The 24,809-nt window shown below is 45.6% G+C and carries 23 protein-coding genes and 1 tRNA gene; 18 read left to right on the top strand and 6 right to left on the bottom strand.

Features of this window, described 5'->3' with window-relative positions; translation table 11 throughout:
- Positions 1 to 17 precede the first annotated feature (17 nt).
- The 7 genes from ligA to rlmD all read left to right on the top strand — a co-directional run bounded on the left by ligA (position 18) and on the right by rlmD (position 9,262).
- A complete protein-coding gene (gene ligA / locus FFM74_RS01830) occupies positions 18 to 2,060 on the top strand; it encodes an NAD-dependent DNA ligase LigA (protein ID WP_137624923.1) in 2,043 nt (680 codons plus the stop codon).
- Entirely contained in the window at positions 2,057 to 3,232 is a 1,176-nt protein-coding gene (locus FFM74_RS01835) for a CamS family sex pheromone protein (protein WP_137624924.1), read from the top strand. Before ligA ends, FFM74_RS01835 begins: the two co-directional genes overlap by 4 nt.
- A 39-nt stretch (positions 3,233 to 3,271) precedes the next feature.
- Entirely contained in the window at positions 3,272 to 3,586 is a 315-nt protein-coding gene (gene gatC, locus FFM74_RS01840; protein WP_137624925.1) for an Asp-tRNA(Asn)/Glu-tRNA(Gln) amidotransferase subunit GatC, read from the top strand.
- The gene (gatA, locus tag FFM74_RS01845) at positions 3,586 to 5,049 is read left to right on the top strand and encodes an Asp-tRNA(Asn)/Glu-tRNA(Gln) amidotransferase subunit GatA (RefSeq protein ID WP_137624926.1); all 1,464 of its coding nucleotides are present in this window, start codon (positions 3,586 to 3,588) and stop codon (positions 5,047 to 5,049) included. The genes gatC and gatA overlap by 1 nt, the downstream gene beginning before the upstream one ends.
- Entirely contained in the window at positions 5,049 to 6,473 is a 1,425-nt protein-coding gene (gatB, locus tag FFM74_RS01850; protein ID WP_137624927.1) for an Asp-tRNA(Asn)/Glu-tRNA(Gln) amidotransferase subunit GatB, read from the top strand. Before gatA ends, gatB begins: the two co-directional genes overlap by 1 nt.
- Positions 6,474 to 6,656: 183 nt before the next feature.
- Complete coding sequence (locus FFM74_RS01855) at positions 6,657 to 7,667, top strand: diacylglycerol kinase (protein ID WP_137624928.1); 1,011 nt, start codon at positions 6,657 to 6,659, stop codon at positions 7,665 to 7,667.
- A gap of 224 nt (positions 7,668 to 7,891) precedes the next feature.
- The gene (gene rlmD, locus FFM74_RS01860; protein ID WP_137624929.1) at positions 7,892 to 9,262 is read left to right on the top strand and encodes a 23S rRNA (uracil(1939)-C(5))-methyltransferase RlmD; all 1,371 of its coding nucleotides are present in this window, start codon (positions 7,892 to 7,894) and stop codon (positions 9,260 to 9,262) included.
- A gap of 101 nt (positions 9,263 to 9,363) precedes the next feature.
- On the opposite strand, the gene FFM74_RS01865 is transcribed toward rlmD, so the two are convergent.
- Positions 9,364 to 9,663, bottom strand: a complete 300-nt coding sequence (locus FFM74_RS01865; protein WP_137624930.1) for a type II toxin-antitoxin system RelB/DinJ family antitoxin — start codon at positions 9,661 to 9,663, stop codon at positions 9,364 to 9,366.
- Positions 9,664 to 9,936: 273 nt separating this feature from the next.
- Between FFM74_RS01865 and FFM74_RS01870 the strand changes: the two genes are divergently transcribed.
- Entirely contained in the window at positions 9,937 to 10,494 is a 558-nt protein-coding gene (locus tag FFM74_RS01870; RefSeq protein ID WP_137624931.1) for a TetR/AcrR family transcriptional regulator, read from the top strand.
- A 127-nt stretch (positions 10,495 to 10,621) separates the two neighbouring features.
- Here the strand turns inward: FFM74_RS01870 and FFM74_RS13815 are convergent, their stop codons facing one another.
- Positions 10,622 to 10,747: a hypothetical protein gene (locus FFM74_RS13815; RefSeq protein WP_263405147.1), complete on the bottom strand. Its 126-nt coding sequence runs from the start codon at positions 10,745 to 10,747 to the stop codon at positions 10,622 to 10,624.
- Positions 10,748 to 10,780: 33 nt separating this feature from the next.
- Here FFM74_RS13815 and FFM74_RS01875 point away from each other — a divergent pair, with 33 nt between their 5' ends.
- Positions 10,781 to 11,614 (top strand): helix-turn-helix domain-containing protein, encoded by an 834-nt coding sequence (locus FFM74_RS01875; RefSeq protein ID WP_137624932.1) that lies wholly within the window; start codon positions 10,781 to 10,783, stop codon positions 11,612 to 11,614.
- On the opposite strand, the gene FFM74_RS01880 is transcribed toward FFM74_RS01875, so the two are convergent.
- Positions 11,611 to 12,534 (bottom strand): SDR family NAD(P)-dependent oxidoreductase, encoded by a 924-nt coding sequence (locus FFM74_RS01880; protein ID WP_137624933.1) that lies wholly within the window; start codon positions 12,532 to 12,534, stop codon positions 11,611 to 11,613. The two genes, FFM74_RS01875 and FFM74_RS01880, sit on opposite strands and share 4 nt — an antisense overlap.
- A gap of 215 nt (positions 12,535 to 12,749) precedes the next feature.
- Here FFM74_RS01880 and FFM74_RS01885 point away from each other — a divergent pair, with 215 nt between their 5' ends.
- The 4 genes from FFM74_RS01885 to FFM74_RS01900 all read left to right on the top strand — a co-directional run bounded on the left by FFM74_RS01885 (position 12,750) and on the right by FFM74_RS01900 (position 16,789).
- Positions 12,750 to 13,109, top strand: coding sequence for a PadR family transcriptional regulator (locus FFM74_RS01885; protein WP_137624934.1), 360 nt, complete (start codon positions 12,750 to 12,752; stop codon positions 13,107 to 13,109).
- Positions 13,093 to 14,460, top strand: coding sequence for a DUF4097 family beta strand repeat-containing protein (locus FFM74_RS01890; RefSeq protein WP_137624935.1), 1,368 nt, complete (start codon positions 13,093 to 13,095; stop codon positions 14,458 to 14,460). The genes FFM74_RS01885 and FFM74_RS01890 overlap by 17 nt, the downstream gene beginning before the upstream one ends.
- A 135-nt stretch (positions 14,461 to 14,595) precedes the next feature.
- The gene (locus tag FFM74_RS01895) at positions 14,596 to 15,921 is read left to right on the top strand and encodes a PTS transporter subunit EIIC (RefSeq protein WP_137624936.1); all 1,326 of its coding nucleotides are present in this window, start codon (positions 14,596 to 14,598) and stop codon (positions 15,919 to 15,921) included.
- Positions 15,911 to 16,789 carry an alpha/beta hydrolase gene (locus tag FFM74_RS01900; protein ID WP_414672066.1) on the top strand — a complete coding sequence of 293 codons (879 nt, stop codon included), beginning with the start codon at positions 15,911 to 15,913 and terminating at the stop codon, positions 16,787 to 16,789. The genes FFM74_RS01895 and FFM74_RS01900 overlap by 11 nt, the downstream gene beginning before the upstream one ends.
- A 73-nt stretch (positions 16,790 to 16,862) precedes the next feature.
- Here the strand turns inward: FFM74_RS01900 and FFM74_RS01905 are convergent, their stop codons facing one another.
- Entirely contained in the window at positions 16,863 to 18,365 is a 1,503-nt protein-coding gene (locus FFM74_RS01905; RefSeq protein WP_137624938.1) for a gluconokinase, read from the bottom strand.
- 121 nt (positions 18,366 to 18,486) lie between these two features.
- Between FFM74_RS01905 and FFM74_RS01910 the strand changes: the two genes are divergently transcribed.
- Positions 18,487 to 19,362 (top strand): MurR/RpiR family transcriptional regulator, encoded by an 876-nt coding sequence (locus FFM74_RS01910; RefSeq protein WP_223877131.1) that lies wholly within the window; start codon positions 18,487 to 18,489, stop codon positions 19,360 to 19,362.
- A 32-nt stretch (positions 19,363 to 19,394) separates the two neighbouring features.
- A complete protein-coding gene (locus FFM74_RS01915; protein ID WP_137624940.1) occupies positions 19,395 to 20,171 on the top strand; it encodes a GH25 family lysozyme in 777 nt (258 codons plus the stop codon).
- 37 nt (positions 20,172 to 20,208) lie between these two features.
- Here the strand turns inward: FFM74_RS01915 and FFM74_RS01920 are convergent, their stop codons facing one another.
- Positions 20,209 to 20,592 carry a DUF4828 domain-containing protein gene (locus FFM74_RS01920; protein ID WP_137624941.1) on the bottom strand — a complete coding sequence of 128 codons (384 nt, stop codon included), beginning with the start codon at positions 20,590 to 20,592 and terminating at the stop codon, positions 20,209 to 20,211.
- Positions 20,593 to 20,941: 349 nt separating this feature from the next.
- Between FFM74_RS01920 and FFM74_RS01925 the strand changes: the two genes are divergently transcribed.
- From FFM74_RS01925 to FFM74_RS01935, 3 genes are all read left to right on the top strand, one after another.
- Positions 20,942 to 21,952, top strand: coding sequence for a Gfo/Idh/MocA family protein (locus FFM74_RS01925; protein ID WP_137624942.1), 1,011 nt, complete (start codon positions 20,942 to 20,944; stop codon positions 21,950 to 21,952).
- A gap of 12 nt (positions 21,953 to 21,964) precedes the next feature.
- The gene (locus tag FFM74_RS01930) at positions 21,965 to 23,311 is read left to right on the top strand and encodes a DEAD/DEAH box helicase (protein ID WP_137624943.1); all 1,347 of its coding nucleotides are present in this window, start codon (positions 21,965 to 21,967) and stop codon (positions 23,309 to 23,311) included.
- A gap of 50 nt (positions 23,312 to 23,361) precedes the next feature.
- Positions 23,362 to 23,434 (top strand) — tRNA-Arg (locus FFM74_RS01935).
- Positions 23,435 to 23,555: 121 nt separating this feature from the next.
- Here the strand turns inward: FFM74_RS01935 and FFM74_RS01940 are convergent.
- Complete coding sequence (locus FFM74_RS01940) at positions 23,556 to 24,737, bottom strand: site-specific integrase (protein ID WP_137624944.1); 1,182 nt, start codon at positions 24,735 to 24,737, stop codon at positions 23,556 to 23,558.
- Positions 24,738 to 24,809: the final 72 nt, after the last annotated feature.

Raw genomic sequence — 24,809 nt, forward strand, 5'->3', positions numbered from 1 at the left:
TTTAGGGGGCTAGACAGATGGCAAAAGAACCCATTGCGTCTTTAAATGCAACCACGGCTGCGGATGAAGCGGCGGCCTTGCGTGTTCAACTGAATCAGTGGCGGCACGACTATTATGATCAGGATGCGCCCAACGTTGAGGATGATGTTTATGATCGTGACTATGCACGACTGGTCGCATTAGAAACGGCCTTTCCAACGCTAGTCACGCCGGATTCACCAACGCAGCTTGTCGGTGGGACCGTTAAGGCCGGGTTTACGAAGGTTCAGCATGCAATTCCGATGTTATCACTAGGCGATGTTTTTTCTCAGGGGGAGCTACAAGAATTTGATGATCGACTGCGTCAAAATACGACCACGCCCTTTGATTATAATTGCGAACTCAAAATTGATGGTTTAGCGCTATCGTTACGTTATGAAAACGGTCAGTTGGTTCAGGGCTCAACTCGTGGTAATGGGACGATTGGTGAAGATATTACCCAAAATATCATGACGATTGCCTCTATTCCACATCAATTGACGCGGCCATTGACCATTGAAGTTCGGGGTGAGTGTTACATGCCAAAAGCGGCATTTGCGGCACTCAACGAACGCCGTGAAGCTACCGGTGAACCGGTTTTTGCCAATCCTCGTAATGCGGCGGCTGGGTCGTTACGACAATTAGATGTTAAGGTCACTGCTGAACGTCAATTGAGCACGTTTATGTATAATGTGGCGGATTATGGCCCTTTAACTGCGCGGACGCAGAGTGATATGCTGACGGAATTCGCAGATTTAGGCTTTGCCATTAATCCTGACTTTAAGGTTGCAAAATCAATGACAGACGTCTTTGATTACATTGACCATTATCAAAATGAACGACCAGACTTGCCATATGGTATTGATGGAATCGTTATTAAAGCCAACCCGTTACCATTACAGCGGTCACTCGGGGCGACGGTTAAAGTGCCACGTTGGGCGATTGCCTTTAAGTTTCCGCCTGACGAACAACCAACCTTGTTGGAAGATGTTGAATGGACGGTTGGTAGAACGGGCGTTGTGACGCCAACTGCGGTGATGACACCGGTACAGTTAGCAGGAACGACCGTGGCGCGTGCGTCACTGCATAATCCAGATTATGTTCAGGCGAAGGATGTCCGCATTGGGGACACCGTCTTGCTGCATAAAGCCGGCGATATTATTCCAGAAATCGCTTCGGTGGATTTGAGCCAACGACCAAAAGGGGCCGAACGGTTGCCGATTCCAACCAAGTGTCCATCTTGTGGCGCCCCATTAGTCCATTTGGAAGACGAAGTGGCGTTACGGTGTATTAATCCCAAATGTCCGGCACAAGTTCAAGAAGGTTTAGTCCATTTTGCATCACGCAACGCGATGAATATTGATGGTCTGGGACCTAAATTGATTGCGCAACTCTACGAGAATCAATTGGTCACGGATGTTGCCGACTTGTATCGGCTGACGACTGAGCAATTACTTGGATTAGATAAAGTAAAAGATAAGTCTGCTGAAAATCTCTTGACAGCGATTGACCATAGTCGCAATAATTCACTAGAACGGTTATTGTTTGGCCTTGGTATTCGGCATGTGGGCGCCAAAGTCGCGCGGTTGATTGCACAGCATTTTGGTGCAATCGAACCATTGATGGCGGCGGATCAAGCTGAGATTGCGGCGATTGATTCGATGGGTGACATTATTGCGAACGCGGTTGTACAATATTTTGACAGCGCGGATGTCCAAAATCTGATTGCTGAGTTACAGGCTGTAAATGTCAACACGACCTATCAAGGCCCTAGTGAGACGGCAACCCAGGATAGTAAGAGCTGGTTTGCTGGCAAACGGGTCGTTTTAACCGGTAAGCTGCAAAGTTTCACCCGTCCGGACGCAACCGCCTGGCTCGAAAAGCACGGCGCAACGGTGACCGGCAGTGTTTCCAAAAAGACTGACTTAGTCATTGCGGGCGCTGATGCGGGCAGTAAGTTGCAAAAAGCGCAACAGCTAGAAATTACGGTCTGGGATGAAGCTCGGTTCAGCACGACAATGAGGGAGGATACAGAAGCGTGAACATTAAACGCATACGCACAGTGGGGTTAGTCGCAGTCGTTGCGATTGCCTTGGCTGCTTGTGGGAATTTAAAGAACTCATCTTTCGGGTCAAATAGTACCAGTACGACCACGACGGGTTCTAAGGAAACCACCACGACAGGGACAACGGATACAGAATTTTATCAAGGGGTCATTAAAAACGGCAGTTATACGACAAGCAAGTCGCGTGGCGTGAACGTTGCTCAAAATGACAACGTGATGAACTTGAAGAGTTTTGAAACCGGACTTTTGGATGTTTCGAAAAAGCAATTTTCAACGAGTAAGTACGTTTACCAAGAAGGTCAGTATTTGAATACGGCGACCGTCCAGAAATGGTTAGGCCGGAAATCAAGTTCGAACCCCAATGGTCTGAATCCAGTGAATAATGGTAAAAAGGACGCGAATACGCGGAATCCCATTTACTTGCAACAATTGGAAGAACAAGACTATATGGTTCAAAGCGGCAGTAAAATCACCCTTGGCGGGGTAACCGTTGGTCTTGGGATGAACTCAGTCGATTATTATACGAAGGTCCAATATGGTGCCACTTATCAAACCAATATTTCGGATACCGTTTTAACTGAACAAGGTAAGAAAATGGCGAATACCGTGCTACAACGGTTGCGTCAACAGTCAGCTTTAAAGAATGTGCCAATCGTTTTGGCGCTTTACAAGCAGTCGTCGAATGATAGTCTAGTAGGTGGGAACATGATTGCCTACGCCGTTTCTAAGAACGGGTCAACGTCGATTTCTAACTGGAAAGCCTTAAATTGGCAAAATTACGTCTTCCCAGCAACGACTGAATCGAAGAACTCTGGTGCGAATAGCAATGATGAAGCTGACTTTAGCTCCTTCAAGTCGCACGTTCAAAACTTCTTCCCGAACTTGTCTGGGGTGACCGCGAATGCGCATTACCAAGACAAGTCGCTCAGCAAGTTGAGTGTGAATATTACTACTAAATTCTACAGTGAGACCGAAATTATCAGTTTTACCCAGTATTTAGCAACTGCCGCTAAACGGTATTTGCCATCTGGTGTGCCAGTTGAAATCACTGTTAAGAGTGCGAATGGGACTGTTCAAAGCTTCTTAGCTCGGACAGCCAAAGGAAGTTCCTATTACACCCACGTCTTTAGTGACCAGGGCGATAACTAATTCATGATTAAGTAAGCAATGTAGAAAGAAGGAAATTTGATGGCTGAAGAACGCATTAATGCCGAACAAGTCGCCCACGTCGCTGGGTTGGCAAAACTTGAATTCACGCCGGACCAACTGGAAACCTTTACCGGTCAACTTGAAAAAATTATTGGGATGTTTGAAGAATTAAGTCAAGTTGATACTGAAGGGATTCCGGTTACCTCACGCGTGACTGATCGCCACAACGCTTTACGCGAAGATGTTGCCGTGAAGAGTGACGAGCGGGCCGCCTTATTGGCGAACGCGCCAGAAACCGCAAACGGCTTAATTAAAGTGCCAGCAATTATTGATGAAAGTGGGGATGGCGAATAATGGACTTTTTCAACCAAGATTTGACTAGCCTACACAGTGACTTAGTTGCTAAAAAGCTGAGCGCGGCAGAATTAACTCAAGCGACCTTTGCAAACTTAAAGCAAACGGATGCTAAAATCGACTCATTTTTGAATTTAAACGAAGACGAAGCTTTAGCCGCCGCCAAGGCCTTGGATGCTAAAGGAATTAACGCTGATAATGTTTTGGCGGGAATTCCGGTTGGGGTCAAAGATAATATTGTGACCAAGAACTTAACCACTACCGCTGCTTCTAAAATGTTAGAAAACTTTGTGCCAGTTTACAACGCCACAGTTGTGGATAAGATGACACAAAATGACATGATTATCGTCGGTAAAACTAACATGGATGAATTTGCTATGGGTGGTTCAACCGAAAACTCAGCCTTTAAAGTGACGAAGAATCCTTGGGATGTTAGTCGCGTGCCTGGTGGGTCGTCTGGCGGCTCTGCTGCTGCAGTTGCAGCTGGGATCGTGCCAGTTGCATACGGTTCTGATACCGGTGGCTCAATTCGTCAACCAGCGTCCTTTAACGGGATTGTTGGGATGAAGCCAACTTATGGCCGGGTTTCTCGTTGGGGCTTGATTGCCTTTGGGTCTTCCTTAGACCAGATCGGGCCAATGACGCGCACCGTTAAAGATAATGCGGCTGCGTTGAACTTGATTGCGGGTAACGATGTGCATGATGGGACGTCGTCTGAACGTGAAGTTCCTGACTTTACCGCTGGCTTGACTGGCGATATTAAAGGGATGAAGATCGCCTTACCAAAAGAATATATGGATGACGGGATTGATCCTAAGGTACGCGAAGTGATCAAAGCTGCTGTCAAGCAGTTTGAAGACTTAGGTGCCACGGTTGAAGAAGTTTCCTTACCACATAGCCGTTATGGCGTGTCGGCTTACTATATCATTGCTTCTTCTGAGGCTTCCTCAAACTTACAACGGTTTGATGGCATTCGTTATGGTTTCCGGGCAAAAGATGTCAAAAACTTGGAAGATGTCTATGTTCGTAGTCGTTCCGAAGGTTTTGGTGATGAAGTTAAGCGCCGGATTATGTTAGGGACGTTCTCCTTATCTGCTGGTTACTATGATGCTTACTTCCACAAGGCTGGCCAAGTTCGGACGATGATTATTAATGATTTCAAGAAAGTCTTTGAAGATTATGATTTAATTATCGGACCAACCGCCCCAACACCAGCATTTAAGATTGGTGACGAAATTTCAGATCCAATTACGATGTATATGAACGACGTTTTGACGATTCCTGTAAACTTAGCAGGCTTGCCAGGAATGTCAATTCCAGCTGGTTTTGCAGATGGCATGCCAGTCGGACTACAATTAATTGGTAACTCATTTGATGAGAGTACGCTCTATAAAGCAGGCTATGCCTTCGAACAAGCCACTGATTTTCATCAAGCCACCCCAGATTTAGGAGGTCAGCATTAATGAATTTTGAAACAACAATTGGACTTGAAGTCCACGTTGAATTAAAAACAAATTCAAAGATCTTTAGTCCTTCACCCGTTCAATTTGGTGCGGAATCAAATGCCAATACGAACGTGATCGATTGGGGCTATCCTGGGGTCTTACCAACGGCTAATAAGGGCGTTGTCGAAGCAGGGATTAAAGCTGCGACCGCGTTACATGCTGAAATTGAACATGAAACTTATTTTGACCGCAAGAACTATTTCTATCCAGATAACCCAAAAGCTTATCAAATTACGCAGCATGAAAAACCAATCGCGCACGATGGCTGGATTGAAATTGAAGTCGATGGTCAAAAGAAAAAAGTTGGCATCGAAGAAATGCATATTGAAGAAGATGCTGGGAAGAACACTCATGAAAATGACTACTCATATGTCGATTTAAATCGGCAAGGGACGCCATTGATTGAAATCGTCTCAAAGCCAGAAATCAATTCGCCAGCTGAAGCTTACGCCTATTGTGAAGCCTTGCGTCAACGGATTCAATTTACCGGCGTTTCCGACGTTAAGATGGAAGAAGGCTCAATGCGGGTCGATGTGAATATTTCGATCCGACCAGCCGGTTCTGACAAATTTGGTGTTAAGACTGAAATGAAGAACTTGAACTCATTCACTTACGTTAAGAAGTCACTTGAGTTTGAAGAACAACGCCAACAACGGGTGTTGATGTCTGGTGGTCAAGTGCAACAAGAAACGCGTCGTTTTGACGAAGTTTCCGGTCAAACGATTTTGATGCGGGTTAAGGAAGGTAGCGATGACTATCGTTACTTCCCAGAACCAGATGTGCCAGCAGTGTCAATCAGTGATGATTGGATTAAGACGGTTCAAAAAACGATTCCTGAAATGCCAGGTTCTCGTCGCGACCGTTATGTCAACGAATTTGGCTTAACGGCTTATGACGCTGGCGTTTTAACCCAGACGAAGGAAATGTCAGACTTCTTTGATGCTACCGTCAAAGAAGGGGCCGATCCTAAGTTGACTTCAAACTACTTGCAAGGGGACGTGAATGCGTTCTTGAACGAGAATAAAGTGGATTTACAAGACACCAAGTTAACCCCAACGAACTTAGCTGGCATGATTAAAATGATTTCCGACGAAACGATTTCAAGTAAAATCGCCAAGAAGGTCTTCAAGGCAATCATGCAAGGCACTGAACCCGTTAAGTGGGTCAATGACAAGGGCTTGATTCAATTATCAGACCCAGCGAAGTTGCAACCGATTATTGATAATGTTTTAGATAACAATCAACAATCCATTGATGACTTCAAGAATGGTAAGGATCGGGCGATTGGTTTCTTGGTTGGTCAAATCATGAAGCAAACTCACGGCCAAGCTAATCCTAAAGTGGTTAACAAATTATTGATGACATCATTAAAAGCACGGTAATCAAAAGAGTGTGTTGATGGGCGGGAGCTGCTGAGCATTGCCTAGCCATCAGTATCATGCGTTTTTGGCATGGTACTGGTGGCGTAGCAAGCGCAGGCCGCTGCCCATCATAAGCACGTTTCGGCTGTCTAGTTAGAAACGTCGGCACCAATTCTTTACTGCGAGACGCGGAGGAAAAGAAACATGCGTAAACGGGCACGAATCATTTATAACCCGACATCGGGGCGTGAAGCATTAGCTCATGACCTCGTTGAAATTCTTGGAATTTTTGAACAAGCTGGGTACGAAACCAGTACCTATGCAACAACGCCAGCGCCCAATTCAGCGGCTGATGAGGCGCGCCGGTGTGCCAAAGACGGGTTTGAGTTACTCGTAGCGGCAGGTGGTGATGGGACCATCAATCAAGTTGTGAACGGCATTGCCGGTTTAAAGCGGCGGCCACGCATGGCAATCATCCCCGCTGGTACGACCAATGATTATGCCCGGGCCTTACGCATTCCGCGTAATGATCCGGTTGCGGCGGCAAAAGTGGTTTTGAAGAATCAAACGGTTCATATGGACATTGGCCAGGCCGGCGAGCAATACTTTATTAATATTGCTGCCGGTGGGTTGTTGACGGAGCTCACCTATGATGTGCCGTCACAGCTGAAATCCATTTTTGGATATGCAGCCTACCTCGCTAAAGGCGCCGAATTATTGCCACGGGTTAAACCAGTTGAAATGGACCTGAAGTATGAGGGGGGCCATTTTACTGGGAAAGCCTCAATGTTTTTCTTAGCATTGACGAATTCGGTTGGTGGTTTCGAACAAATCGTGCCAGATGCTTCTTTGGATGATGGCAAATTCACGATGATTATTGTGAAAACGAGTAACGTCGCGAAAATGCTCCATTTGATGACATTGGTCTTAAACGGTGGGAAACATATCAATGACCCAAGCATCATTTATGTGAAGACCCGAAAAGTGGTTGCGCGGGCGTTAGATGATCGTTTGATGATCAATATTGATGGGGAATATGGTGGCGATGCGCCGATGACGTTCCGTGATTTAAAGCAACATATCGAAATGTATGCGGACACGGATCGGATTCCAGATGAGGCCATCACGGACCCAGAATTACAAAATGCCGAACGAAACTTCGTCTCAGCGGTCGATCAATTACCGGCAGATACAGACGATTCAGAAACTGAATAACTTGCTTAAATTACCGTTTACCGATACAATGGTGGACGGTAATTTTTTTAGAGTGCGTTGATGGGCGGGAGTCGGTGAGTAAGGCCTAGCGATAGTCTTAATGCGTTTTTTGCATTCAGACTGTCGTGTAGCCTGCGGAGCCGACTGCCCATCATAAGCACGTTTCAAAAAAATAAAAAAAACAGTTCGCGTAACCAAAGAAAGTAAAAAGAGGAAACCAATACATGAAAGTTGATTTACCAGTTTATAAAGGCGAAGTCTTAGATGTCACCATCATGGACTTAACTTATCAAGGCATGGGTGTTGCCAAAGTTGACAATTATCCAATCTTCATTGAAAATGCCTTACCAGAAGAAAGAATCTCCGTCAAAGTGACTAAAACGACGAAGAATTTTGCTTTTGGTGATGTTGAAAAGATTGAACAAGTGAGTCCCCATCGGGTCAATCCTAAGGGACGGGTTTACCGTCAGACTGGGATTGCCCCACTACAACATTTGGAATATTCTGAACAATTGAAATTCAAGCAACATCAAATTGCGGAATTGTTTGCGAAGGTTCACATGGATGATGTCGAAGTGTTACCAACCATTGGCATGGCAAATCCAACGCAATATCGGAATAAGGCGCAAGTTCCAGTTCGCCAAGTTCAAGGCAAGTTAACCACTGGTTTCTTTAAGAAGAGCAGTCACCAATTAATGCCAATTGAAGACTACTATATTCAAGATCCAGCGATTGATCATGCTATTATTGTGGTTCGCGACATTTTACGCAAGTATCATGAAGCGGCTTTTGATGAATTCCATCACAGTGGGACGATTCGGACGATTATGGTTCGTCGTGGCTATTACAGTCACGAAATGATGGTCGTGATCGTCACACGGACGAAACATTTGCCAATGGCTGATGTCGTTGTTGAAGAGATTCAGGCAGCTTTACCAGAAGTCGTCTCAATCATCCAGAACGTCAATCAAAAGCGGACTAACGTCATCTTAGGGCCGGTTAACAATGTGTTGGCTGGTAAGTCAACCATCAATGACCAATTGTTAGGCTTGACCTTTGCAATTTCTGCCCAATCGTTCTATCAAGTGAATCCACAACAAACCGAAAAATTGTATCAACTCGCAATTGACCAAGCTGGTTTAACTGGTAATGAAACTGTGATTGATGCTTATTCCGGGATTGGGACGATTTCCTTGACCATGGCGCAACATGCTAAGCAAGTCTACGGTGTGGATATTGTGCCGGCCGCGATCGACAATGCCCGTCAAAACGCTGACAAAAATGGCATCAAAAATGCCAAGTTTGTCTTGGACAGCGCTGAAAAAGCGATGGCTAAGTGGGCCGAAGACGGTCTCAAACCGGATGTGGTTGTCGTTGATCCACCACGTAAAGGGTTGGATGAAGCCTTCATCGAAAGTGCCGCCGAAATGGGGCCAAAGCGCGTAGTTTACATTAGTTGTAACCCATCAACGCTAGTGCGTGATGTCCAACGGTTTGGCGAACACGGCTATCATATTGCCGCACCCGTTCAACCAGTGGACCAATTCCCACAAACACCACATATCGAAAGTGTTACCGTGTTAGTTAAAGACTAAATTTAAGTGAAAAGCAGTGTGAAAATCGAATTTTGATTTTCACACTGCTTTTTTATTATCATATTTAGCTGGCAAATTGTGGCTTTAAGTTGTCACGGACCCTAGTTATCTTCAATCAGTTCTGCTCTGATTTGAGCGGCTGAAAACCTTTTGCCGTCGGTGAGTCCTTTTCTGATTGCGACATTAACGGTGTCCTTGGAAAGACTGTCATAATTGAGTGGCAAATCAGGCAGATTAGTTTCAAAAGGAATTTTACGTTGACTCACAAGTTGTTGTAGAAACAGATTAACTGCGGTCGACATTGGAAGTTGTAATTGATCAAGGATCGTTTCGGCTTGAGCTTTTAATTCAGGCGTTACACGGGTAGAAACACTAGCAGTTTTCTTAGATGTAGTCGGCATAAAAGTTACCTCGTTTTCATAGCATAAGCTAACCATAACATGATGGCTTGCTATTAGACACTAGGGAAAATCTAATTATTATAACCGCTGGGCAAAAAAGTTTCCAAAATGACTGTAATGGTTGAGGGTCATTTAAGGTAAATTATAAACTGGTTGAATTAGTTTATGATTTTTCTTAAAAAAAGACAAACAAGGGTCGCGTTCGCATAACTAACCTCATAAAATAGGTTATAATTAATGTGTGAATGAATTTTGAGGGTGAGGGGAAATAACATGGTTAAAAGAAGAACGCTAACCCAAGCAAAAGTGTTAGCAACCGCCAATCAATTAATTGAAGCGAATGGTCTAAATGGTTTGACGATTCGTGATTTGGCAGTGGCTTTAGACGTTCGGCCACAATCAATTTATAATTATGTTGATAGTTTGAGCGACCTATTAGATCAGGTTGGGTTACAATTCGTCCAGGGGGTTTCGGATCGATTAACTGAAAAGTTGAATGATGCTGGCAAGGAAGAAAAGCTGATGGTCTTTGCACAAGAATTTCGGGATGCTTGCAAACGACACGTCGGATTAGCGCCATTATTGTTAAGCATGACAGATTCAGTTAAGAGTCCAAAGACACAAAAGGCATTAATTAAGTTATATCAAGATATGTTCCGACCATTACAATTAGATGATAGTTCACGGGTTGAAAATACACTCTATCGGTCAACATTATTTGGATTTATCATCCAAGAAATTGGTGGTTTCTTTACGTTATCGCCAGCTGAATTGGATACCCGTTTTACGCAGGTCATGCAATTAGCGATTGATCAGGAAAATATTGCTTAAAGTAAAAAATGATTGTTTCTTCAATTTTGAGGAAACAGTCATTTTTTTACTAGGATATATCTTCAAATTAGTTTGTAAGAAGAAAAATAGTCGCAAGTCGAACAGGCCGATTTTTCAAGCCGTGAGTTTAAAGTTGATGACGGCGATAAATGTGATAAGCTATCAGCAACAATCCAACGATGACGATGGCGCGAATGACCCAAGCAGTCAGTAGCAAGGTGAAAATAAGTTTTAGCCAAGTCGTTAATATCATGGAAACACAACCTTTCAGAATGGGGATTTTTGAATGAGTGATGACACAACATTTTCCGTTCAGCTTGGCCAAAATTTGAAACAAGCTAGACGGGCGAAACAGTTAACGCAGAAACAATTGGCAGCAGGAATTTGTGCACAATCTTTAATTTCTGCGATTGAAGCTGGAGATTATTTGCCGAATGCGGTCGTTTTTGCTCGTTTATGTCAACGGCTCGGCTTGTCGATGGATCAGGCTGTCTTGGCCCATTACCCGGAAATTACGCAGCAGGTGGCTTTTAATCGCCAAGTTGAACAAATGTGCAATCAACATGACTATCGGGCCTTGGCGGATTATTTAGCGACCTCAGAATTAGCCAGCCACTTGATCACGGACCGCGATTTGGCCATCTTTTACTATTATCGTGGCGTGGCCAATTATCAGGGTCGTCACGATGCTAGCGGGGCCCAACGTGACTTAAAGTTAAGTTTGACCTTAGTTGACGAGCGAGACGGTTTGCGCCCACTAATTCTGAGTGCGAGTGGCTGCTTCAATCTGCAAGCGGGTCACGTCAAATTAGGCCAGCAACAATTTGAGCAGGCGCAACAGTTAATTGCGGCATTACCTTATGATGAAAACTTCAACTGTGTGGCTTATCAATTAGGACTTTGCCAGTTTAAGGCTGGGCAATTTGACTTAGCTACACAGACCTTGCAGGCCGGGGTGCAACTAATTACTAAGCAGCAATCACATTATTTATTGGCAGATACGCTAGTGTTGATGGCGGCCGCTCTGGATCAACGTGGCGAGAAAATTGCTGCCCAAACAGCGCAAGCCGAGGGACAGCTCTTAGCAGCGTTATTCAAGCTACAACTGTATCAATTCTAGTGAGAATAGCGCAGTAACGTCCGTCCTCGTTGACCCGGCTGCTGTGCGGCTTGCTGTGCCTGACGGACGTCATGAAAATCATACGTTGCTGCGATTGCCGCGGTGAGCTGGCCAGTGGCAAGTTGGTCGAGTAGCCGACGATACTGCTGCGGCCAAATGGGACCGTTGACGAAGTGGAAAGCTTGCGTGGCAGCTAGTGGTTGCCAATTTTGCTGGGCAATTGACCAAACTTGTAACTGTGGCTGCCCGGCTGCCAAGCTGTTCAGCAGCTGGGTGTTGCCGATGGTATCTAATAAGACCGTTGCTTTGGGCGCCGCTTGCAATTGTGTGGTCAGGTCGGTGGTGTAGTCGATTGTATCATTGGCACCCAGTTGGGTTAACCAGTCACGATTGGCTGGTCGACTCAGTGCGAGTACGGTTGCGCCTTGTTGATGTAATAGTTGAACGAGGTAGCTGCCAACGCCCCCAGCCGCCCCGGTGACAAGTACGGTCATTCCCGCGTGGATTTTGGCTGCTTGCATCAGCTTGACTGCGGCGTCGGCACCACCAATCAAAGTTGTTGCGGCGGCTAGAGAAACTTGGTCTGGTACCGGTAAGACAAGTGGAGAAGGCGCCAATAAATTTTGTTCACGTGCCGAGCCATGAAAATTAACGGTTAACAGACGTTGTCCAAGTAACGTTGTGCGTCGTAATTGGCCTACTGCAGTCACGATTCCGGTGAGCGCGTAACTGAGCACATAAGGTGGTCTGGCCGGATTGAGTCCGGCGAGTTCACCGGTCGCACTGCGCCAATCCCATGGTAAGACCGGTGTATAGGCCGTTTTGAGCTGAATCTGGGTGGCAGTTGGTTGTTTATCTGGAACGGTTGTCAGTTGGATGCCGTCCGCACCAGTGAAAGCAGTTTGTTGAATAATTTCCATTTTGACTAGACCTCCTGTGGGTGATAACCACAGGATAGGTCAGCAAGATAAAAGACGAAAATCAGTATTCTGATATTTTGTCGCAAAAAAGCGAAATTTTAGTGAATTGCCTTTTTTTTGTGACAATTACTTTGACACACACAGTAATTGGTGGTAAATTATGTTTATTGAATTACTGTGTGACACACAATACTTAATTTGAAAGGAAGGTCAGTATGCAACCAGAAATTTCAAAAGAAACGATCCGCGGTCATACCACGACAATCGTTTTGAATATTTTGAATCAGGGAGAAAGTTATGGTTATGCGATTGCGAAGACCATTAAGACATTGAGTCATGGCGCTTATGATATCAATGAAGCCACGCTATACACGGTATTTCGCCGGTTGGAGCAGCACGGTGAAATTACGAGTTACTGGGGAAATGAAACCCAAGGCGGTCGGCGAAAATATTATCAAATTACCGCGCAAGGCCAACAAACATTGGGGCGGAATGTCGCCGAATGGCACTTTGCAAAAAAAGTGATTGACGAGTTGATTTTAGGAAGGATTGAGGCAGATGTCAGAAAAGATTGAACAATTAGTCGCCATGCGGCTGAACACGTATTTTAAAACGCAAACGATGACGCCAGCAATGACCGAATTGAAAACGGAGTTAGCGACTGATTTAAACGAAGCCGCCAACGATAAAAGTGCTTCAGGTTTGGAACCAGAGGCCGCAGTTGCAGAAGCCATTAGTGATTTTGGCGATATCAATGAACTGATCCAACAAGTCAACAGCGAAAACGGCAACGATCAGAAATTACATGCCCATCATGTGGTGATGGATGGTGACGGGCTTGAAATCGACGATGGGGATACCTTGAAAATTGATTCTGACGGCATCACGATCAAAGGTGGCCACGTTTTTAGTGCGGATGCGACCGGAGTTTCGATTAATGATGGTGCGATTAAAGCGGATAAAAATGGGCTAAAATTGGGCGATTTAACGATCAACGGTGAAGGGATCAATCACCAGCAATCGGCCAACACGATGCCCGATTTTGGGACGCCCGTGCAACCATTGAATTTAGCTGGGGCCTATCATGATAATTTAGCCTTAGTGACAGAACAGCGGTTTGCCGTAGCTGACATTGACGAGGTCTCAATCAGTTATCGGTCTGCGCGAGTCAAAGTGTTGCCAACCGTTGGTGGTGACGATGAAATTATTGTTCGCGAATACATGAATCACAATAATGCCGCTTATAAGGCCACGACGGTCCAAACGGGCAGTGCCTTGAGCATTGAACAAGGAAAAATCCCATTTTTGATTCCATTGCGAGTGCATGCCCAAATTTTGATCCCTGCAAAATATGTCGGCAACTTGAAACTGGCTAGTGCTTCCGGCACCGTCCTAATGGCTGGTCTGAAGCAATTAAACGTGGTCAACTTGCGGGTCACGAGCGGCAGTTGCAAGCTGGATACACTCTCAGCACAAGCTTTGAGCACCGACGTTGTTTCCGGCAGTTTGGTCATGGCACATGTTCAAGTGACGGATCAATTTGGCATGTTGGTCAAAAGTGGGCGCCTTAAAATGGCTGCAGTCCAAGCCGGTCAATTCACGGTGACTGTCATCAGCGGGAGTATTCAAGGGATTCAGTTGGTCGGCGGTGGGAGCTGGACAGCTAAGTCTGGTGCGATGAAACTGGCCTTTGACCGACTAACCGGTGATTTAAACTTGAGTGATAAAAGTGGGTCGATTAAATTCAGCTTGCCACGCGATGCGAGTTATCGTTATGAACTTGAAGCACGCAGTGGCCGGGTCATTGCACCAAGCAATTCGCAGCCAGAACACATTGCGGATGGCTACCAGACTGGACAAGTCGGCACCACGCCAAACTATACCGTTAAGGGTCGGACGACTTCTGGTTCGATTCATTTGTATTAATCAAGTAAAGACTTTGACCTGAAAATGGGTCAAGGCCTTTTTTTCTGAAAATAACAATCGGTTTTTCTTTTCGTTCGCAGATTGAAAAGGCTATAATCAAAGCAACAAGTAAATGGAAAAATGGGGCATGGGGTCATGAGAATCAGTGAGCAACAAATAATTAATCGGTTGGTACCAACCGTCTTACGAATTAGGCAAACTGATTTTTATCGGGTGATACAACGGACAGTCATGCTGACCTTCCCGTTTGTCTTGATTGGGAGTTTTTGTCAGATCATTCAACTGACACTGTTAACGAAAACGGGATTTTTGGCGAGCATCTTTCACCTGTCAACTTGGGTGCCATACTATAAATATTTGCATTATCCATTTGACAGTCTCGCCAACTTAACTTTAGATAGTGTGGCCATTATTGCGGCCTTTGGCGCTGCTAAGTATTATGCCAAAATTTATCATCGCGATGACCAGTTGGCGGGATTGAGCGGGGCGATTGCCTTGTTACTGATCGCCTATGAGTATTCAGATCAGCGGGAAGAAACATTTAATCCAGTATTGTTAGGCACGAATGGGTTCACGAGTGCGATTTTGATTGGCATCGTTATCGGTGTGCTTTTCCGGCTATTTGGCAAGTCGACGGATGCTTCTCGTGAGACCCACACCACGCAAATTTTAGATCGGACATTTGCCTCGCTATTACCGATGGCCTTGAGTTTTATGCTGGCTGTTGGTGTCGGCTTGGCCCTCAATTGGTTTATGTTAGTTGATTATTCGGAACAGACGGCAGTACAACTACAAAAAATTGCCATGTCCAGTCATAATATTGGCCTAACGTTTGGACTGGCGGCGTTGACACTCTTAATGGAAATTCTAGGACTAGCCGGGCCATTAGAACAACGCCTGCTAGTGAACGCCCCCTCAATGACCACGAATTTAAATTATGCCCTTAGTCACCACTCTGCTTATCACGTGCCGTTTCCCTATACCGTGAACACGCTGTATAAGGCCTTTGGGACGTTCGGTGGCACTGGGATGCTATTAGCTTTAATCATTGCAATTATCATGAGTAGTCATAATCATAATTATCATATTGTGGCTCGTTGGAGTCTAGTGCCGGCGCTGTTTAACAGCAGTGGCCCAATGATGACTGGGCTACCAGTTTTATATAATCCGATTTATGCGATACCGTTTATCGTGGCGCCATTAGTCAACATGGCGATTGGCGGATTGGCAATTTGGTTGCAGTGGCTGCCACCAATGGTCTATCCGGTGCCACTGGGTACACCTGGGCCACTGATTGCTTTCATTGGGACGAATGGGAATTTAGTGGCACTTTTTATTGGTGTGCTAGATTTAACCATTTCCGTTTTGATTTATTTGCCGTTCATGCGGTTAGCCGAGGCGACCTTGCATGCCGCCCATGAAGAAACCTTGCGATTGGAGATGACTGGTGATGAAAATTAACCTTTGGCAACGGCGTCGTCGTAATAGTTTGTGGGTGCTTGTGTTAGTCGCAATCTTTTTAGTGGCGTTGATTTTTCCAGCTTATCAATGGACGCAAGCTAACGTTAAGTCGATGGCCGGCCGACATGATTCTAAGTTATCGCCAGTTATTTTGATTCCTGGCAGTAGTGCAACGCAGAACCGGTTTGATCGCTTAGTCACCCAGTTGAATAAAGCCGATAAACAGCGGCATAGCTTGATCAAGTTAACGGTCAAAACCGATGGCACCATCAAATCTACGGGGACTTTACGGCCACGAGATAACGAACCGTTTATCGTCGTCGGCTTTCAGAATAATAAAGATGGTTACGATAATATTCAAAAACAAGCCAAATGGTTCTCATTAGCTTTTAAACAACTCGCGCGGCGTTATCAATTTAATAATTTTAAGGCAATCGGGCACTCGAACGGTGGCTTGATTTACACGTATTTCTTTGAGCATTACTTTACGCGCGATGATATTACGGTTAAAAAGTTAATGACAATTGGCTCACCGTATAATTTCTCGGAAGCCAACCTGAGTCACAAGACGCAAATGTTAGCAGATTTTATTGATTACCGTGATCGCATTCCAAAGCAATTATCCGTCTATTCGGTTGCCGGAACGGAAAATTATGATTCTGATGGATTAGTGCCCGCGCGAAGTGTTGAAGCGGGAAAGTACGTCTATCAAGGTCAAGTGAAGCACTATACGGAGGTCACCGTGACCGGCGATAATGCCCAACACTCTGATTTGCCGCAAAATGAACAAATTGTGAGTCTCATCCAGGAATATATTTTGGATAGTAAGAAAAAGACGCCGACGAAATCACTGATGGGCGCGAACTAGCGTTGTCGACAGACAAAAAAATAGTGTCCAATTATGCGTGCATGTATCGCACGGACGTAATTGGACACTATTTTTAGTTAAATTTCGCTAATTGTTGATAAATGGGTTGGTAAGCCGTGGCTAACTGTTCATAAATCGGATATAAGTCGCGATAGACGGCAACGTTTGTCGCGTTTGGTTGCCGTTGTTGATCGGGTTGAACCATCGTTTGCGCGGCACTCAGATCGGAAATGACGCCTAAACTGTCAAAGCCTAAAATTGCCGCGCCCAAGCTGGAACTTTCAAAGCTGGCCGGAATGGTGACGGTCGTGTCAAAGGTATCCGCTAAAATCTGAAGCCATGTTTCGGAACGCGTAAAGCCGCCGCTGGCCTGCAAGTTTGTAAAGGGTCCAGTCAAGGCTTGGACCATTTTGGCAACGTGGGCCAGATTGAAACAGATGCCTTCCAATGCCGCGCGGGCCATTTCTGCGCGCGTATGCCGGGCGGTTAATCCGAAATAAGCGCCACGCGCATTCGCATCCCAAAGTGGCGCGCGTTCACCATTTAAATATGGATGCATGAGCAGCCCATGACTCCCAGCCGGAACTTTGGCCGCCAGACCCGTAATTAAGTCATAGTTATCGTGACCAGTGGTGGCTTTTTCAGCGGCGAATAAGGTTTCTTGAACCCAGTGCAAGACGTTGCCACCATTATTCACCGGTCCACCGATGACCCAGCGTTTGGGGGCGAGGTAGTAACAAAAGAGCCGGCCTTCGGGATCGAGTTGCGGTTGATCAGTGATCACGCGAACCGCGCCCGAAGTCCCAATGGTGACGGCGGCGATCCCAGGATCAATGGCATTGACACCCAGATTAGCCAGGCAACCATCACTGGCACCCACAATCAACGGCGTCTCTGGCGCGAGTTTAAGCTGATCAGCCAATGCCGGCGTTAGGCCCGTGAGTTGCGTCGTGGTGTCGACCAATTGTGGCAGTTGATCGGCGCGGACCTGCGCGAGCGCTAAGGCTTGCTGATCCCAAGTGAGTTGATGTAAATTAAAGAGACCAGTTGCATTGGCGATTGAATAGTCGGTCACCAATTGACCACAGAGCCGTTGTAAAATGTAGGCTTTGATGTCGACGAACCAACGGGCCTGTGCCTGCAATTTTGGCTGCGTCGTTGCTAGCCAAACTAACTTTGAAAGTGGCGTCATCGGATGGATTGGTGTGCCAGTTCGCAAGTAGAGGTCGTGGGCGTCGGGCCGTGCGCGTAATTGCGCTGCGGCCGCCGCGGCCCGATTGTCTGCCCAAGTAAGCATGCGGGTCAGCGGAGTGAAATGGTCGTCAAGTAAAATCAAGCTGTGCATCGCCGCAGAAAAACTGATTCCCGCCACTGGTTGCGTCGCTTTCGCTGTCACTTCTGTCAGTCCAGCAATCACCGCCTCATAGATGGCCGTGGGACTTTCTTCGGCCATGCCAGGCGTCGTTTGATAAAGTGGATAGCCGTGGTTGGCACTGGCAATCATCGTGCCCGCTTGATCGTATAAGACGACTTTAGTGCTAGTTGTGCCGATGTCGACACCAATAATTTCTGTCATAATTGGGTTCCTTTCAGAGGCTTTAATACTCTTAGTTTAGTCATCTTTGGTAGCGGTCGCAATGAGAAATCTACGGGGAGTTAAGAACTGTGGTAAAATTTGGTCATGGAGGTGGGGCAGCGTGTCTGCAAAAGCCACACATCGTAATCGCGTTTTGACCTTGATTCGGTCGTACTATCCTAATTTGAGTCACACCGATCGCAAAATTGCGGATTACATTATTCAGGACCCCGTGAAGACGGCGGCCCAATCAATTTCAGACTTGGCAGCGGCGGTAGGTGTTTCAACAGCGACAGTCTCACGCTTTGTCAAACGTATTAGTTTTAATAGCTTCCGCGACTTTTCACGGGAGTTGACTGCCGCAGAACCGCAGGAGCGAACTAACGCCGAAACTTTTCAGGATGTTGAAAAGCAGACGACGTTTAAAGGAATTGCGGATTCGACCTTTAGCAGTATTCGCAGTTCACTGGACCAAACGAGCCAGGTCATGACCGAAGCTGATTTGACAAAGGCCGTCAACTTACTCACGACTGCCCACACGATCGGCTTCTACGGGCTGGGTGGGTCAGCCGTGGCGGCCTTGGATGGCTATCACAAGTTTGTCCGGACTGGGATTTTTTGCGCCCAAAATAGTGACTATGATATGCAATTGATGCAAGCCGCTCAAATGACTGCGAAAGACGTGGCGGTAGTGATTTCACATACGGGTCGCAATCAGCAGACGTTACAGCTCTTAGCGACATTAGTTGCCCAAAAGGTGCCGGTGATTGCTTTAACGAGTTTTGGTAATTCCCCGTTGGCCCAAGGCAGCACGGTCGCGTTCATTTCCGTGGCGGAAGAAGTTAACTACCGTTCGGAAGGCTTAACGTCGCTAATTGCGCAAATGAGTATTATTGATAGTTTATTTTTAATGACAGCCGTTCATGGCAATGTGAAAATGGCGGCGAGTTTGGGTCGTGTTCGCCAAACAATCAGTCGGACACGGACAGAACTTTAGATAAAATTTGCTAGTCAGATGGGATGGGTGATATGACGAAACGACAGCATTTTCGACCAGTATATGCGCAAACTCGCGGGGCTAAATGGCGCCGTCGTTTGGGCTGGTTGATAAGCCTGTTGCTCATTGCTGGGCTTGTTTGGGGCGGCCTACAAGGGCTACATAATCGCCAAACGGCGGTAGTCAAAGGCTTTAATATTCGCGGTATCGCGGTCACACAAAATGATGGCTATTTGGACTTTGATGCGCTGGCGCACGATGGCTTGAAGTTTGTGTATCTCAAATCAACGCAAGGGGCCAGTTATACAGATGATAACTTTGCCAGCAATTATTCACGGATTCTGGGCACTAACCTTGGTGTCGGGGTCTCACAAGTATTCAGTTTTTCCAGTTCTGGCAAGGCGCAAGCGGCTTATTTTGAAAAAGTGGTTGGAAACAATATCGGTAATCTGCCGATTGCCATTCAAGTTCAATATTATGGCGACTATACCGCGAAAACGGTCTCGCTGCGAAAAACGCAGACGCAGTTGCGTGCCTTGGTATTAAAATTAACTGAGCATTATAATCGAACTTGTGTCATCTGGGCAGCACCAGCGGTCACGAAACAGCTGGTTAAACCGGTGATTACTAAATCGCCATTGTGGTTAGCGACTAGCGACACCCATCATCAGCCGAAACGGGTGATCTTCATGAATTATTCTGATCGCGCGGTGTACCGTCAAAATGGCACGAGTCAAGAATTTACTGGGGTCGTTTTTAACGGTTCCAATCAAGACTATCAAGATTTAGTGGCTGCAGGATTAAACTAGACCAATAAAAAATTGCGACCGGTTATGGTCGCAATTTTTAGTCAGCAGCTTTGTTGAGCATACCTGGGGAGAGAATCACGTAATTGCGATTGTCCGCTTCGTCAAATAAACTCACTGGTCGCTGTTCATTGGCTTTAACTTGTAAGTGAAAGCCGTATTTATCCAGTAAGACAAGTTCGCTAGGTGAAATGGATTCCACCGTTGCTGGCATGGCCCGTCCGTCGATACGAATGATCATATTTGGATCAATTTCAAGCTTGTGATCCCGGTGATGTTCTTCGTCGCGATAAGTCCATGTCCCAGCATAAAAGACAGCTAAATCACCTGTTGTCGTTTTTGAAGCGTGCTGTTTACGGAGAAAAGTGCTTGAGAGTCCTGCCAATAATGATAAGCCAAATAGGATGGCGCCACGTCGCTTCACCGGATCAACCTTCTTTCATTAAGTTTACTCTTAAAATATACCACTAATGAAAGGACGCCGTCACGCAATAACCTGTTTCTTAGCAAAGGTTTTAGACCACTGTTACCTATTAGTAAAGAAAGTAATATTTCGTAAAATCTTGGGCGGCCTAGTTAACGAAAACAAGAGAAATTGAGATGTGGTTGTGAGTGGCGTTTCTGATTGTCACTGTCGCTTGAAGGCAGTGCAATCTTTACGATTTTACGGTCGAAAGTCCCGAAACAGGGCCTAAATGGGGTAAACTATGAGTATAACTAAAGTACAACGGTCAAAATAAAAACGGTTACATTGATTTGGAGGACGGTTGAGTATGTTAAAATTAGGAATCATTGGGACGAACTGGATTACGCAACAATTTATTGATGCGGCGAACGCGTCTGGTGAGTGGCAGTTGACGACAGTTTATTCACGACAGATGGCGCGGGCAAAGGCCTTCGCGGCGACGAATCATGCCCCTGAAACCTTTGATGAGTTAACCGAGTTCTTTGCCAAAGGTAGTTTTGATGCGGTTTATATTGCGTCACCGAATAGCTTACATTTTGAACAAGCGAAGTTGGCCTTGGCCTATGAAAAACATGTGATTGTTGAAAAGCCTGTAGTGACGAATCCAGTTGAATTTGCGGAACTGGATGCCTGCTTGGCCGCTCATCCGCACTGCCTGTTGTTCGAAGCGGCACGCCAAATTCATGAAGTTAACTTCAAGCAGATTCAAGCTCAGCTCGCAAAAATGCCTCAGATCCAAGGGGCGACGTTGACTTATATGAAGTACTCGTCCAGATATGATGCGGTTTTGGCTGGTGAGACACCGAATGTTTTTTCGTTGAAATTTGCTGGTGGTGCCCTGCAAGACTTGGGTGTTTACTTGGCCTATGATGCCGTGAGCTGGTTTGGCATGCCGGATACCGCGACGTATACCCCAACGCTGACGCGAACCAATGTGGATGGCAAAGGGGTGGCCGTGTTGCGCTATCCTAAGTTTACCGTGACTTTGAATGTTGGCAAGACGAGTCAGTCATTTTTACCGTCTGAAATCAATGGGTTGCGCGATGCCATCGTTATGAATAACCCCGCTGAATTGGCGCAAGTGGCTTATCACGACGCCGACGGTCAGGTCACAACGATTGGGGTTCAGCCCGACGCTAATCCCATGTTGGCCGAAGCCCGTGATTTTGCGGCCGTCATTAACGATCCAGTTAGTCATCAAACCGATTATCAAAATTGGCGGCAACTCAGCCGCAATGTCAATCAACTATTATTTAATTTACGGCAATCCGGTCACATTTATTTCAGTGATGCTGAACGACAGTTGCCCGCTAAATAGAAATGAGGAACTATGTTAGACGTATTTAAAGAAAAATTTGCCGCGGCGGGATTCACCGAATTCTCACCGATTCAAACGGCAGTCGCAACGCCAATGGCTGAAGGGCTTTCTGTTTTAGGCTTAGCGCCGACTGGTTCAGGGAAAACCTTAGCGTTTACTTGGCCAATGTTAGAAGCAATTCGTGTCGGCGAAGGTACCCAGGCGATGATTTTAGCGCCGTCACAAGAGTTGGCGATGCAAACAACCAATGTGGTCCGTGATTGGGCCAAGCTGATTGATGCGAAGGTGTTGGCAATTACTGGTGGTGCCAATGTCAAACGGCAGGCCGAAAAGTTAAAGAAGCATCCAGAAATTGTGGTGGGAACCCCTGGACGGATGACGAATATGATTGCGGATGGCAAACTTAAGTTGGGCCATTTGAAATTGATGATTGTCGATGAAGCGGATGAATTACTAACCGATGAAACCTTGGACCAAATTCGCGAAATCTTGGATGCAACTTTTGCTGAAACGTTACAATTAGGCTTTTTCTCAGCGACGGAAACGAAGATTTTGGACGAATTACCACGGTGGTTTGGTCAAAATGTTGAAAAAATTGACGTCCGCGCCATTGATCAAACACAAGGGGTGGTCCGTCATCGGACGATGGAAGTCGGCAATCGGCATCGGGTTGATTTGTTGAAACGAATTAGTCGTGTCGATCATTTACGCGCCCTCGTTTTCTTCAATAAAATGCAAGAATTGCAACATGTCTCCCTTGAATTACGCCATCAGCATGTGAGCTATGTCGCGCTAACGAGTAATCAACGTCAAGTTGAGCGTGAAAAGGCCTTACGCCTATTCCGGCAAGGAAAAGTCGAACTCTTGTTGACGACTGATTTGGCGGCACGGGGACTGGATGTTCCTGAATTGCCGGCTGTGATTAACTATCAACTGCCAAAAGATGTGACAACTTATATTCACCGGAGTGGTCGAACGGGCCGGATGGGGGCTGAAGGCTTGGTCTTAACCATGGGTGATGACCATGATATCCGGGACTTCAAGAAAATGATGAAGCCCACCGCCTATGACCTGAAACCAGGCTACTTGGTTGATTATCAAATTGTTGATACGAAACCAGAAAAGGTCAAACCAGCCTTAACCTTTGATCACCCAAGTTCCGATGCGGGCGCACCGACTGGTCGGCATCGTGTTGAAGGGGCCGGTCATCCTGATACGGTTAAACGTGGCGCAACACCAAGCAGTGCGGTACCAGTAAAAGCCAATGAATTTAATGCCCCTAAGAAACATAAGGGTCACAATAAGCATTCGAAGAAAAAAGGCATGCGGAAAAAGAATCGCGACCGTGCTGCCAAGTAAAGTTTGAAAATTTTTTCAATCCGTGAGATGATAATTAGCGGATTGATTTTGGCCTCATAGCACAACTGGATAGGGCACCCGCCTCCTAAGCGGTTGATTCCGGTTCAAGTCCGGATGGGGTCATATTTATATCAAACTAACCGCTTCGTATCAACTTAAAACGTTGGTATGAAGCGGTTTTTGTTTTTGGCAAAACGCTAAAAAACGGTATAAAAGGATATTTTGGTGCAAATTTTGGTGCACATTAGGCGTTTTTGTAAGATTTGTGCACCGACTTGTGCACCAAACCGTCCATCGAACTTAGAGCCACAAGGGCTTTGACCGTCTCCTTTTTTTCCATTTCTCGCAAAAGGTGCGAGTAAACACGGATGGTTGTAGAATAATTAGAATGACCCAATCGTTCAGAGATATAGTAAATTGAGACACCTTTGTAAATCAAATATGAAGCGTGTGTATGGCGCAGTCCGTGAAAGGTAATATCTTTAGACCCAATACGTTTTAAAACTCTGTGAAGCGTCTGATTGGCGCTTGTGTTGTCCGGTACACGTCCATACTGATTAATAAATATTAAATCAAGTGGATTATCAATTCCTAGTTCTTTTAACTTTATAATCTGTAGGGCGTGAAAACTTTTTAAAATATCAGCTAAGTGATCAGTAATTTTTATTAGCCGCTTGGACTGTTCGTTTTTGGTATCAGCGAATCCATTTCGTTGTAATGTATCCCAGGTCTTATTGATTCTCAGGGTTTTGAAGTCAAAAGAGAAACAATCCCATGTTAGACCGGCAACTTCGCTGTAACGAGCACCAGTTTGCAAACTAACCAACGCCATCAGCTTAGTTAAATGAGCAAACGTTAAGTCTGATTCAAGCGCGCAAGTCAGCTTTTCCGCATCTTTACCGTCTAAATATTTCATTTCTTTAGGCTTTTCTGGGCGCCCACTAATTTTAGTGTGCGCTGTAAAATTGCGCTTAATAATACCATCATCAATAGCATATTGGACGGCTGACTTAATTTGCACGTTAACTTTTTCGGAGCTGCTAAGCGAACGAGGGCTTCGACCTACAGGATTGGCATAATCGTTTAGAAACTTCTGATAATCGGTGCGTGTTATTTCATCTAACCGTTTGCCCGCAAAATAATTATTAACAATTCCAAGTGTATACTGATAACGTAATCGACTGGACTTTGCTAAAATTGGCTCCTTATAAGTCTGATACCATTTTAAAAAGTAATCCGTAAATAGTTGCTTACCTAATCTTGGATTTATACCATTGCTAACATCAATTTCATTTTGGTTAGCCCATTCTTGAGCTTCACGCTTAGTTCGAAAACCACCTTGATTGATAAATTTACGATTCCCTAAATCATCGTAATATGAAACACGCGCATTCCATTTTTTACCACGCTTATTAATACTTGCCATTTATATTTCCTCCTTAAATTTCACCTAGGCGGGTAGAATTTTAAGGACTTGCAGGCATCACCTCCTTAGTTG

This window comes from Lactiplantibacillus pingfangensis, from assembly GCF_005404945.1.
In the GTDB taxonomy this organism is placed as follows: Bacteria; Bacillota; Bacilli; order Lactobacillales; family Lactobacillaceae; genus Lactiplantibacillus; species Lactiplantibacillus pingfangensis.